The following is an 11,774-nucleotide window of genomic DNA, read 5'->3' as shown; positions in this document are numbered from 1 at the left end:
GCTCACCAGCCCTCTTCGTCCCCTTCCCCGCGGCGGCGGCGCCTCAGCACCAGATAGGTGCCGCCCGCCGCGACGGAGGCGGCGACCAGGGCGGAGCCGGCCGCGATACCGACGACCGCACCGACGCCCAGGCCCTCGTCGTGGGTCTCGGGGTCGGGTTTGATCATCTCGTTCGTCTCGTCGATGCGGTCGTGGTAGGAGCGGGGGCCGTTGCAGAAGTCACGATTCTGCGGGTCCAGTTTCTCCGCCACGGTGAACGAGGTGGAGGCCAGCGGGGAGTCCCCGTCGCCGTCGGTGAGGTCCACGGCGTAGGTGCCGGGCTTGATGTCGCAGTTGACCACGCCCGCGAGGTCCGCCCAGACGGCGTTGTTCTTGCCTGCGTTGAAGCTCCCGGCCTTGCGCATGACCCTGCCCGAGAAGGCGGGGGACTCGAGGAAGAGTCCGTCGTGGCCGTCCAGCGTGGAGCGGTCGACGCCGATGGTGAACGCGACCTGGGTGCCGCGCTGGTACTCAGGTCCTTTCTCCCGCGCCATGTCCGACAGCTCCACCATCGATGTGAAGTGCGTTGGTTCGGCGGCGGGTTTCGGCCTCGCCACGGTCTTGGCGCTGCAACGGGCAGCGGTGCCGGAGGTCACCGTCAGCTCGGTGGAGGCGGCGGACTTGTTGTCGTTCCCCTTCTTGACGGTCACCGGATAGATGCCCGGCTTCATGTCGCACCGCACTTGGCCCTTGGGCTGGATGACGAAGTCAGCCGCCTTGTTGTGGCCGAAGTCGTCCTTGCCGACCGTCAGTTTCCCGGCCAGCGCGGGCGATTCCACGATGACGCGGTCGAAGTCGAGGTCGTCCGGGTCGTCCGTGCCGATAACCTCGACCGACACGGTGAACTCGGCGTCACCGCCGCGCTCGACGGACTTCTCGACGGCGTACATGACCGTGCTGTCGGCTGCGTATGTGGTTGCCCCACATGCGGTGCCCATTAAGAGAGTTGCCGCGGCCAGGCAAACGAGAGATATCCGGGCAGGATGCATGCGGCGACGATACTGCCGCCTCGGCTCAGGCGGCAGCTCCTTCCTGCTCCGCCTCCACCTGCTCGTTCCACTCGCGCTTGGACGCCTGCCAGCCGTCCTCGTTGTGACCCCGGCGCCAGTAGCCCGAGATCGACAGCCGCTCGCGCGGAATCCCGCGCTCCATCCGCAGATGACGGCGCAGCTCCTTCACGAAGCCCGCTTCTCCGTGGACGAAGACCTGGGCGTCGCCGGACGGGAACTCGAGGGAACGTACGGCCTCGACCAGCGCCTCGCCCACGGGGGAGCCGTCACGGTGCAGCCAGACGACCTCGATGCCGGGCGCGAGGTCCAGCTTCTGCCGCTCCCGCTCGTCGGCGACCTCGACGAAGGCCCGCACCGTCGCCCCCGCCTCGATCCGCTCGAGCGACGCGGCGATCGCGGGCAGCGCGCTCTCGTCGCCGGCCAGCAGATGCCAGTCGGCGGCCGGGTCGGGGGAGTAGCCGCCGCCGGGCCCGAGCATGAGGATCTCGTCGCCCGGTGCGGCGTGCAGTGCCCAGGGGCCGGCCAGGCCCTCGTCGCCGTGGACGACGAAGTCGATCACGAGCTCGCGTACCGCGCGGTCGAAGGAGCGCACGGTGTACGTCCGCGTCCGGGGCCACTGGTCGCGCGGCATGTCCCGGCGTACGGCCTCGATGTCGAACGGCTCGGGGTAGTCGACGCCCGGCACGGGGAAGAGCAGCTTGACGTAGTGGTCGGTGTGCTCGCCGGCGCCGAAGCCGGCGAGACCCTCGCCGCCCAGGACCACCCGCATCATGTGCGGAGTGAGCCGTTCGGTGCGGATCACCTGTGCCCGCGTGGTCTCTGCCTTCTTGCGGACGGGACGCTCTGCCATGCCGGTCTCCCCCACGGAAATAGTTAGGAATGCCTAACCTAACACCCGGCTCCCGGCTGTGCAGCCCGATATCCGGCCCCGGTATTCAGCCCCCGAGGGTGGACAGCAGCCTCTGCAAAGATCCCCCCAACCCCCAGCGGCCCGCAAGGGCCTCCAGTGCCTGCGGATCACGGGGTGCCGACGGCAGCGCGGCATCGAACTTCGGCAGCGGCACATCGGTGGCGACCCGCACCACCTTGGGCGCCACGGCCAGATACGGCCGCGCCCCGTCCAGCCGCTTCCGCTGCGCCGGGGTGAGCTTCGCCGCCGGGTCGTCCACGGCCGCCATGATCCCGGCCAGGTCGCCGAACGAGTCCAGCAGCTTCGCGGCCGTCTTCTCGCCGATCCCCGGGACGCCCGGCAGGCCGTCGCTGGGGTCGCCGCGCAGCAGGGCGAGATCGGCGTAGCCCGGGCCGTCCACCCCGTACTTCTCGCGCAGCACCGCCTCGTCCACGACCTGGAGGGTGCCGACGCCCTTGACCGGATACAGCACCCGCACCCCGCGCCGGTCGTCGACCAGCTGATAGAGATCGCGGTCGCCGGTGACGACATCCACCGGGCCCGCCGCCCGCCCGGCCAGCGTGCCGATCACGTCGTCCGCCTCGTACCCCGCGGAGCCGACGCGGGCGATGCCGATCGCGTCCAGCACGTCCTCGATCACCGGCACCTGCGGCGAGAGGGTGTCCGGCACCTCCTCCTCGAACGAGCCGTCGGATCCGCCCGGCACCTCCTCCGCGACCCGGTGCGCCTTGTACGACGGGATCAGCTCCACCCGCCACTGCGGACGCCAGTCGGCGTCCATGCAGGCCACGAGATCGTCCGGCTGGTGGTCCTGGACGAGCCGGGCGATGAAGTCGAGCAGGCCGCGCACCGCGTTGACCGGGGTGCCGTCGGGGGCCTTCACCGATTCGGGCACGCCGAAATAGGCGCGGAAGTACAGGGAGGCGGTGTCGAGGAGCATCAGGCGTCGCGTCACGGGCACGATGATGCCGCACCCCACCGACACACCCCCCGGCACACCTCCTGACACTCCCTCCGGCATGTGAAGTGGATCACTGTTCGGTTTGCCCTGAATAAGCCTGGGCAGGCGCGGCGCCGGAGCGGACCCGGTGCGCCATCGCGGACATACGGGCGCACGGCCGGATGCCGTCCCGCTCCACGGCCCCGCGGGGGAGGGCCGTGGTGAGTTCGAACCGTGAGGTGTATGTGTCCAGGCTGAAGGCCGAGCATCTGTACAAGGTGTTCGGCAGACGACCCGAAGCCGCCGTCGAGCGGCTCGAAGGCGGCGCGAGCCGCGACGAGCTGCGTGCCGACGGCACCACGGCTGCCGTGATCGACGCCTCGTTCGAGGTGGAGGCGGGCGAGATCTTCGTGGTGATGGGTCTGTCCGGCTCGGGCAAGTCCACGCTGCTGCGGATGCTCAACGGGCTGCTCGACCCGACCTCGGGCAGCGTTTGCTACGACGGCCGCGACCTGACCGCGCTCACTCCGCGTGAGCTGCGTGACGTGCGCTCCCGCAACATCAGCATGGTCTTCCAGCACTTCGCCCTCTTCCCGCACCGCAGCGTGCTGGAGAACGCCGCCTACGGGCTCGAGGTGCGCGGCGTGCCGCGTGTCGAGCGGGAGAAGCGCGCCGCCGAGGCCCTGGAGCTGGCCGGGCTCGGCGGCTGGGAGCGCTCCTGGCCCGACGAGCTGTCCGGCGGCATGCAGCAGCGCGTGGGCCTCGCCCGCGCGCTCGCCACCGACGCCGACCTGCTGCTGATGGACGAGTCCTTCAGCGCCCTCGACCCGCTGATCCGCCGCGACATGCAGGACCAGCTGCTGGACCTCCAGAAGCGGCTGAAGAAGACCATCGTGTTCATCACCCACGACCTCAACGAGGCCATGCGCCTGGGCGACCGCATCGCCGTCATGCGCGACGGCCGCATCGTCCAGAACGGCACCGCCGAGGACATCCTCGTCCGGCCCGCCAACGACTACGTCGCCTCCTTCATCCAGGACGTGGACCGCTCGCGGGTGCTCACCGCCGGTTCCGTCATGACCGAGGGCGCGGTGGACGCGGCCACCGCCACGGTGAGCGCGGACACGCCGCTCGCGGACCTGTTCGGCCCGCTCGCGCTCGGCACCTCGGTCGCCGTCAAGGGCGACGACGGCTCCGTCGCGGGGGTGGTCACCCGGGAACGGCTGCTGGCCGCGCTCGGCGAGCAGCCGGAGGGGGTGGCCGCCGGTGCCTAGGATCAACCTCGGCTCGTGGGCCAAGAGCGCCGTGGACTGGCTCCAGTCCCACCTCTCCTGGCTCTTCGACGCCATCAGCACCGTCCTGACCGGGATGTACGACGGCGTCCACGCCGTCCTCTCCGCCCCCGACGCCCTCCTCATGGCGGGCATCCTCGCCGTCGTCGCGTGGTGGCTGCGCGGACTGCTCGCCGCCGTCCTCGCCTTCGCCGGCCTCGCCCTGATCGACTCGTTCCGGCTGTGGGACCAGGCGACCTCGACGCTTTCCCTGATCCTCGTCGCCAGCGTGCTCACCCTGGTCCTGGCGGTGCCGCTGGGCATCTGGGCCGCCCGTGACCGGCGGGTGAGCCAGGCGCTGCGGCCCGTGCTGGACGTCATGCAGACGATGCCCGCCTTCGTCTACCTGATCCCCGGCGTGATGTTCTTCTCGATCGGCCCCATGCCGGGCCTGATCGCCACCGTCGTCTTCTCGATGCCGCCGGGCGTGCGCATGACCGAGCTGGGCATCCGGCAGGTGGACGAGGAACTGGTCGAGGCCGCCCGGGCGTTCGGCACCACCCCGCGCGACACCCTGCTGCGCGTCCAGCTCCCGCTGGCGCTGCCCACCATCATGGCGGGCGTCAACCAGGTGATCATGCTGGCGCTGTCCATGGTCGTCATCGCGGGCATGGCCGGTGCCGGCGGCCTCGGCGAGGCCGTGTACTCGGCCGTCACCCAGGTCGACATCGGCGCCGGCGTGGAGAGCGGCCTCGCCGTGGTCGTCCTCGCCATGTACCTGGACCGGATGACCGGCGCGCTGGGCACCCGGGTCTCCCCGCAGGGCCGCCGCCGCGCGGCCAAGGCGGCGTCCCCGGCGCGCTCCGCCGCGATCCTGCGCTACCGGCCCGGCACCGCCGTGGCCACCGTGGGCATCGTCGTCCTCGCGCTCGTCGCGGGCGGCATGCACCTGGTGCGCGGCGGCGAGAAGGAGAGCGTGGCGGCCGGCAAGAACGTCGGGCAGGGCAAGACCGTCAAGATCGGCTACTTCCCCTGGGACGAGGCCGTCGCCTCCACCTACCTGTGGCAGAACGTCCTGGAGGCCCGCGGCTACAAGCCCCAGGTCAAGCAGCTCGACCCGGGCCCGCTGTACACCGCGCTGGCCCAGGGCCAGATGGACGTGCAGTTCGACTCCTGGCTGCCCACGACCCACAAGCAGTACTGGGACCGCTACGGCGACAAGCTGAGCGACCTCGGCTCCTGGTACGGGCCCACCTCGCTGGAGCTGACCGTCCCGTCCTATGTGAAGGACGTCGACTCCCTCGAGGACCTCAAGGGCAAGTCCGGTGAGTTCGGCGGCAAGATCGTCGGCATCGAGGCCAGCGCCGGCATGATGGGCAAGCTCAACGGCAACGTGCTCAAGGACTACGGGCTCGACGGCGAGTACAAGGTCGTCTCGTCCTCCACCTCCACGATGCTCGCCGAGCTGGACCGGGCCATCAAGAAGAAGGAGCCCATCGTCACCACCCTGTGGTCGCCGCACTGGGCCTACGGCAAATACAGCCTCAAGAAGCTCAAGGACCCCAAGGGTGCCTGGGGCAAGGGCGAGGAGCTGCACTCCATCGGCAAGAAGGACTTCGCGAAGGACTTCCCGCGCGTCGCGGAGTGGGTCAAGGGCTTCAAGATGTCCGAGAAGGACCTCTCCTCCCTCGAGGCCGAGATCCAGAAGGGCGGCAAGGGCCACGAGAAGGAGTCCGCGGGCCGCTGGCTGAAGGACCGTCCCGGCCTGCTCGACAAGATGGCACCGGTCACGTCCTGACCTCGGTGACGCGGCGTACGGTGGGGCGGTGACCAGCCGCCGTGCCGTACGCCGCGTCGTCTCGCTCGTCCCCTCGCTGACCGAGGCGGTGGCCGTCACCGCGCCGGAGTTGCTCGTCGGGGCCACCGACTGGTGCGGCCACCCGCCCGCGTTGGCCGTCGCCCGGATCGGCGGCACCAAGAACCCCGACGTCCGGCGGATCGCCGCCCTCGCCCCCGACCTCGTCCTCGCCAACGAGGAGGAGAACCGCGCCCCGGACCTGGCCGCCCTGCGCGCGGCGCGACTTGACGTGCTGGTGACCGAAGTCCACACCCTGGAGCAGGCGTTCGCGGAGCTGGCACGGGTGCTGGTGGACGGCTGCCGCCTGCCCGCGCCCGCGTGGCTGGCGGACGCGCGCGACGCCTGGCGGGACGTTCCCGCACTGCGGCCGTCCGTACGGGCCGTGGTGCCGGTGTGGCGCAGGCCCTGGATGGTCCTGGGCCGCGACACCTTCGCGGGCGACGTCCTGGCCCGGCTGGGCGTCTCACACGCGTACGAGGGGCACGCGGAGCGCTATCCCCGCATGCCCCTCGGCGAGTTGACCGCCTGCGGCGCCGAACTGGTCGTCCTGCCGGACGAGCCGTACCGTTTCACCCGCGACGACGGGCCCGAGGCATTCCCCGGGCTGCCGTCGGCGCTCGTCAGCGGCCGTCATCTCACGTGGTACGGGCCGTCGTTGACGCGGGCACCGCAGGTGCTGGGCGAGGCGCTGCGAGCAGCTTTCCGCTGAGCAGACCGGCCAGGGTACGGGTCCCGGCGACGGCCCAGGCGGCGACCAGCAGCACATACAGCGCCACCGCGAGCCAGGTGAGGGCGTGCAGGCCGGTGTGGCGGGCGAGCGCGGCGGTGCCGGTCACACAGGTGCCGATGGGGAACGTGAACGCCCACCAGGTCATCGCGAAGCCCATCCCGCCGCGTACGGCGCGCACCACCATCGCGGTGGCGAACACCAGCCACAGCAGCGCGAAGCCGATCACCGGCACGCCGTAGAGGACCGCGAAGGCGGCCATCCCCGCCGGGTACGGGGCCGGGAACGCGCCCTTGACCGCGTCGGCCAGGTTGTTGACGGCCGTCGTCGACTGGCCGAGGGGGCCGAGGACGAGGAACAGGGTGGGGGTCAGGACGAGCGGCAGCGGGCCGTGGTGCACCAGTCGCGAGAACACCAGCGGCAGCAGCACCATCGTCATCATCAGGCTCAGGCCGAACATCGCGTAGCAGCCAAGGAGCATGGCCTGCCGGCCCTGCCCGGCGGGCAGGTGCCCGGCCAGCGCGGGGCCGAGGGCGGCCGACACCATCGGGGCGACGATCGGCAGCAGCCACACGGGAGAGGCCGTGCCCGCCTCGACGCGGTGCCGGGTCACCATCAGGTACGGAATGCCCGCCGCGGCGATCAGCCCGGTGACCGTGCCCGCCGTCCACAGCACGGCGTCCACCGTCACGGCCGGGCCCGAGCCGATCACATCCGTCCCCACCGAGAGCGTCGCACCGCCGACGGCCAGCAGCGCCATCGCCAGGCAGCCGTAGAACGGCGCCACGGCCGGGTCGCCGAGGTGGCGGTACGCCTGGTCGCGGTGGCGAGCCCAGTGCACGGCCCGGGCGGCGAGGAGGACGGCCAGGGCCGCCACCGACAGCGCCCACACCGCCTGGAGCACCACGGCGGGCGGCCGCGACGGCAGCGCGGCGCCCGCGCTCGCGACGATCGCCGTGCCCATGACGGTGGCGTACCAGTTGGGTCCGAGGTGGCGCACGCCGCCGCGAGGAGTGCTCGCGAGCGGCCGTACACGGGGCGGGGTCAAGGTGCTCATGACTCCACGATCTCCCGCTGGGAACCTCCTCACCAGGGACGATGTGGTTATGAGGGCATAAGCTGGACTGATGAGCAAGCCGATCGCCGAGCGGGTTCCCGACCTCGGGTCGCTGGAACTGCTGCTCGCCGTGGCCCGGCTGGGCAGCCTGGGCCGGGCCGCCCGCGAGCTGGGCATCACCCAGCCCGCCGCGAGCGGCCGGATCCAGGGGATGGAGCGCATGCTGGGCGTCGCCCTGGTCGAGCGCTCGCCGCGCGGATCACGGCTGACCGACGCGGGCGTGCTCGTCACCGACTGGGCGCGGCGGATCGTGGAGGCCGCCGAGGCCTTCGACGCCGGGGCGCAGGCGCTGCGCACCCGCAGGGACTCCCGGCTGCGGGTGGCGGCGAGCATGACGATCGCCGAGTACCTGCTGCCCGGCTGGCTGATCGCGCTGCGTACGGAGCGGCCCGGCACGGCGGTCTCCCTGTTCGCCGGGAACTCGGAGGCCGTCGCGGCCCGGCTGCTCGCCGGGGAGGCGGATCTCGGGTTCGTCGAGGGCCTGGACGCGCCGTCCGGCCTCGACGGTGCCGTCATCGGCCACGACCGGCTGGTGGTGGTCGCCGCCCCCGCACACCCCTGGGCCCGGCGCCGGTCCCCGGTCGGAGCGGACGAGCTGGCGGCCACCCCGCTCGTCCTGCGCGAACGGGGCTCGGGCACCCGGCAGGTGCTCGACGCGGCGCTCGCCGCGCACGGCGGGCTCGCCGCACCGCTGCTCGAACTCGCCTCCACCACGGCGGTCAAGGCGGCCGTGGTGAGCGGGGCGGGGCCGTCGGTGCTGAGCGAACTGGTGGTGGGGGAGGAACTGGCGGCACGCAGGGTCGTGGAGATCCCCGTCGCGGGAGTGCGGCTGCGGCGCGACCTGCGCGCGGTGTGGCCGACCGGACAGCGCCCGGCGGGCCCGGCCCGCGACCTGCTCGGCCTCACCCGCGGCTGAGCCTCAGCTGCGGGACGCGCCCGTCGCCGCCCACACCAGGGTGCCGATCAGCCGCAGATCGTCCCCCACCTCCGGGTGCCACTGCACGCCGACCGCGAACCGGTCCGGGTACTCGACCGCCTCGACCGTGCCGTCCTCCGTGTGGGCCGAGGCGACGAGCCCCTTGCCCAACTGCCTGACGCCCTGGTGGTGATGGGTCGCGACCTGGCAGGGCCGCGGCATGAGCCGCGCCATGAGCGTGCCCGGCACCGCCTCGACCACGTGCTTGGCGAAGGTGCCGACGCGGGGATTGTGCCCCTTGTGGCCCACCGTCTCCGGCAGGTGCTGGTTGAGGACGCCGCCCGCGTGGACGTTCATCAGCTGCATGCCCCGGCAGATGCCCAGCACCGGCACGTCCTGCTCCAACGCGGCCTGCAGCAGCGCCAGTTCCCAGCGGTCCCGCTCGGGCACCGGCGTGCCCGTACGGGGGTGGGGCTCCTCGCCGTAGAGCGCCGGGTCCACGTCCTCGCCGCCCGCGAGCACCAGGCCGTCGAGCCGCCGGACCATGTCGCCCGCCGTGCCCGGGTTGCCCGGCGGCAGCATCACGGCCAGTCCGCCGGCCAGCTGGACGTAGCGCGGATAGTCGGCGGGGAGCAGTGCCGCGGGCATGTCCCAGTTGACGCCCCAGCGGGCCCGGGCGAGATAGGTGGTGACGCCGATCAGTGGCTGGGTGGGCACGGTTCTTCCCTCTTCGTCCGGCGGCGCAAAGGTCGTGGCAAAGGTCGTGGTCACCACCATTGCGGCTCCGGAGATCACCCCGCAACCCCCGGCCATGGCCCGCCCGTTGCTCAGCCGAGGAATCCCCGCAGCAGCGCCGCCGTACCCGCACAGTGTTCGCGCATCATCTCGCGCGCCGCATCCGCGTCGCCCTCCAGCACTGCCTCCACCAGTGCGGAGTGCTGCTGCTGAGAGTGCTCCAGGTTCCTGACCAGCAGGGGAATGCAGTCCAACATCCCGTTGACGGACGCCCGTACGGCGGCGTACTGCGCGGCCAGCGAGGGCGACCCGGACAGCTCGGCCAGCGTCAGGTGCAGCATCGTGTCCAGCCGGCGGTAGTCGGCCAGCGGCGCGTCGTGCGTCGCGGCCAGCGCATCGCGCAGCCGCTCCGCCTGGTCCGGGGTCAACTCCTGTGCGGCGCACAGCTCCGCCGCCCCCACCTCCAGCACCTCGCGGAAGCGCAGAGTGTCCTCGACGTCCACGGCCGCCGCCTCCTGTCCCGCCCGCTCCGTACGGGAACGGACGAACGTGCCCCCGTACCGGCCGCGCCGGCTCTCCACCAGCCCCTGCTCCTGAAGCACCTTCAGCACCTCGCGCAGCGTCACCCGGCTGATCCGCAGCCGCCCGGCCAACTCCCGCTCGGGCGGGAGTCGTTCGCCGTCCGGCACCAGGCCGAGCCGTATGATCTGGAGTATCTGCTCCAGTGCCTCTTCGAAGCCGTTGCCCGCGCGCACCGGCCGCAGCACGGGCGAGAGCCGATCCACCGAACTCCCGTTCACTGGCACCCTTCCCAATCAATGGTCTACCGGCATACCTTAAGGGCTCCGGCCGTACCGACAGGGAGGCACCACCGTGGCAGACCGCACGCCCCCGCTCACCGTCGACGAGCTGCGCCGGCTCGCCGGCACGGGGGAGATCGACACTGTCGTCCTCGCCTTCACCGACATGCAAGGGCGGCTCCAGGGAAAGCGGTTCGCCGCCGGCTTCTTCCTCGACCACGTCCTGGAACACGGCACCGAAGGCTGCAACTACCTGCTCGCCGTCGACACCGAGATGAACACCGTCGACGGCTACGCCATGGCCTCCTGGGAGCGCGGCTACGGCGACTTCGCCCTGCACCCCGACACCGCCACCCTGCGCCGCACCCCCTGGCATCCCGGCTCCGCACTGATCACCGCCGACCTCGCCTGGCACGACGGCTCGCCGGTCCTCGCCTCCCCGCGCCAGATCCTGCGCCGCCAGCTCGACCGGCTCGCCGAACGCGGCTGGAGCGCCCACGCGGGCACGGAGCTGGAGTTCATGGTCTTCAGGGACACCTACGAGCAGGCCTGGAACGGCGGTTACCGCGGCCTCACCCCCGCCAACCAGTACAACTGCGACTACTCCGTCCTCGGCACCGGCCGCATCGAACCCCTCCTGCGCCGCATCCGCACCGAGATGGACGCCGCCGGCATGACCGTCGAATCCGCCAAGGGCGAGTGCAACCTCGGCCAGCACGAGATCGCCTTCCGCTACGACGAGGCGCTCACCACCTGCGACCAGCACGCCGTCTACAAGACCGGCGCCAAGGAGATCGCCGCCCAGGAGGGCATGGCGCTCACCTTCATGGCCAAGTACGACCAGCGCGAGGGCAATTCCTGCCACATCCACCTCTCGCTGCGCGACGAGGCGGGCCGCCCCGTCATGGCCGGCGACGACGACCCGTACGGGATGTCGAAGACGATGCGGCACTTCCTCGCCGGACAGCTCGCCGCCCTGCGCGAGTTCACCCTCCTCTACGCCCCCAACATCAACTCCTACAAGCGCTTCCGCCCCGGCTCCTTCGCCCCCACCGCCGTCGCCTGGGGCCCGGACAACCGCACCTGCGCCCTGCGCGTCATCGGGCGCGGCCACGCCCACCGCCTCGAGAACCGCCTGCCCGGCGGCGATGTGAACCCCTACCTCGCCGTCGCGGGCATGATCGCCGCCGGACTCCACGGCGTGGAAGCGGGGTTGGAGCTGCCGCCCGCCTGCACCGGCAACGCCTACGCCGGCGACGCCGAGCACGTACCCGCCACCCTGCGCGAGGCCGCCGGCCTGTGGGAGCACAGCACCCTCGCGCGCGACGCCTTCGGCGACGACGTCGTCGAGCACTACCTCAACATGGCGCGGGTCGAACAGGAGGCGTACGACACCGCCGTGACGGACTGGGAGCGCTTCCGCTCCTTCGAGCGCATGTAAGGACCCCGCG

The 11,774-nt window shown here is 71.8% G+C and carries 11 protein-coding genes; 5 read left to right on the top strand and 6 right to left on the bottom strand.

The genetic code is table 11. The annotated features are described in order from the left end of the window. Positions 1 to 2: 2 nt before the first annotated feature. The 3 genes from ACV530_RS01620 to ACV530_RS01610 form a co-directional block, all read right to left on the bottom strand. Positions 3 to 929 (bottom strand): hypothetical protein, encoded by a 927-nt coding sequence (locus ACV530_RS01620; RefSeq protein ID WP_494330347.1) that lies wholly within the window; start codon positions 927 to 929, stop codon positions 3 to 5. 124 nt (positions 930 to 1,053) lie between these two features. After that, on the bottom strand, positions 1,054 to 1,899 hold the full coding sequence (locus ACV530_RS01615) for a siderophore-interacting protein (protein WP_494330346.1): 846 nt from the start codon (positions 1,897 to 1,899) through the stop codon (positions 1,054 to 1,056). A gap of 85 nt (positions 1,900 to 1,984) precedes the next feature. Beyond that, on the bottom strand, positions 1,985 to 2,899 hold the full coding sequence (locus ACV530_RS01610) for a 5'-3' exonuclease (RefSeq protein WP_494330534.1): 915 nt from the start codon (positions 2,897 to 2,899) through the stop codon (positions 1,985 to 1,987). 245 nt (positions 2,900 to 3,144) lie between these two features. On the opposite strand from ACV530_RS01610, the gene ACV530_RS01605 reads away from it, so the two are divergent. The 3 genes from ACV530_RS01605 to ACV530_RS01595 are packed head-to-tail and all read left to right on the top strand — an operon-like array spanning position 3,145 to position 6,737. Then, the gene (locus ACV530_RS01605; protein WP_494330533.1) at positions 3,145 to 4,173 is read left to right on the top strand and encodes a quaternary amine ABC transporter ATP-binding protein; all 1,029 of its coding nucleotides are present in this window, start codon (positions 3,145 to 3,147) and stop codon (positions 4,171 to 4,173) included. Continuing rightward, the gene (locus ACV530_RS01600) at positions 4,166 to 5,968 is read left to right on the top strand and encodes an ABC transporter permease/substrate binding protein (RefSeq protein ID WP_494330345.1); all 1,803 of its coding nucleotides are present in this window, start codon (positions 4,166 to 4,168) and stop codon (positions 5,966 to 5,968) included. The genes ACV530_RS01605 and ACV530_RS01600 overlap by 8 nt, the downstream gene beginning before the upstream one ends. 28 nt (positions 5,969 to 5,996) lie before the next feature. Next, positions 5,997 to 6,737: a helical backbone metal receptor gene (locus ACV530_RS01595; protein WP_494330344.1), complete on the top strand. Its 741-nt coding sequence runs from the start codon at positions 5,997 to 5,999 to the stop codon at positions 6,735 to 6,737. Here ACV530_RS01595 and ACV530_RS01590 read toward each other — a convergent pair. Further along, positions 6,664 to 7,812 (bottom strand): TDT family transporter, encoded by a 1,149-nt coding sequence (locus tag ACV530_RS01590; protein ID WP_494330343.1) that lies wholly within the window; start codon positions 7,810 to 7,812, stop codon positions 6,664 to 6,666. The two genes, ACV530_RS01595 and ACV530_RS01590, sit on opposite strands and share 74 nt — an antisense overlap. 70 nt (positions 7,813 to 7,882) lie before the next feature. Here ACV530_RS01590 and ACV530_RS01585 point away from each other — a divergent pair, with 70 nt between their 5' ends. Continuing rightward, positions 7,883 to 8,788 (top strand): LysR family transcriptional regulator, encoded by a 906-nt coding sequence (locus ACV530_RS01585; protein WP_494330342.1) that lies wholly within the window; start codon positions 7,883 to 7,885, stop codon positions 8,786 to 8,788. A 3-nt stretch (positions 8,789 to 8,791) separates the two neighbouring features. On the opposite strand, the gene ACV530_RS01580 is transcribed toward ACV530_RS01585, so the two are convergent. Together ACV530_RS01580 and ACV530_RS01575 are read right to left on the bottom strand one after the other, a co-directional pair. Then, a complete protein-coding gene (locus ACV530_RS01580; protein ID WP_494330341.1) occupies positions 8,792 to 9,505 on the bottom strand; it encodes a gamma-glutamyl-gamma-aminobutyrate hydrolase family protein in 714 nt (237 codons plus the stop codon). A gap of 110 nt (positions 9,506 to 9,615) precedes the next feature. Next, positions 9,616 to 10,308 carry a FadR/GntR family transcriptional regulator gene (locus ACV530_RS01575; RefSeq protein ID WP_494330340.1) on the bottom strand — a complete coding sequence of 231 codons (693 nt, stop codon included), beginning with the start codon at positions 10,306 to 10,308 and terminating at the stop codon, positions 9,616 to 9,618. An 88-nt stretch (positions 10,309 to 10,396) separates the two neighbouring features. Between ACV530_RS01575 and ACV530_RS01570 the strand changes: the two genes are divergently transcribed. Then, positions 10,397 to 11,764, top strand: coding sequence for a glutamine synthetase family protein (locus ACV530_RS01570; protein ID WP_494330339.1), 1,368 nt, complete (start codon positions 10,397 to 10,399; stop codon positions 11,762 to 11,764). The last annotated feature ends 10 nt before the right edge of the window (positions 11,765 to 11,774 follow it).

The sequence above is a fragment of the Streptomyces sp. SX-6 genome (assembly GCF_059089585.1).
This window is presented reverse-complemented; position numbering and strand designations above follow the sequence as displayed.

Bases quoted from the DNA above. Each gene is read 5' to 3' on its own strand.
- ACV530_RS01620 (WP_494330347.1), bottom strand. From the start codon at position 929: ATGTACGCCGTCGAGAAGTCCGTCGAGCGCGGCGGTGACGCCGAGTTC.
- ACV530_RS01615 (WP_494330346.1), bottom strand. From the start codon at position 1,899: ATGGCAGAGCGTCCCGTCCGCAAGAAGGCAGAGACCACGCGGGCACAG.
- ACV530_RS01610 (WP_494330534.1), bottom strand. From the start codon at position 2,899: ATGCTCCTCGACACCGCCTCCCTGTACTTCCGCGCCTATTTCGGCGTG.
- ACV530_RS01590 (WP_494330343.1), bottom strand. From the start codon at position 7,812: ATGAGCACCTTGACCCCGCCCCGTGTACGGCCGCTCGCGAGCACTCCT.
- ACV530_RS01585 (WP_494330342.1), top strand. From the start codon at position 7,883: ATGAGCAAGCCGATCGCCGAGCGGGTTCCCGACCTCGGGTCGCTGGAA.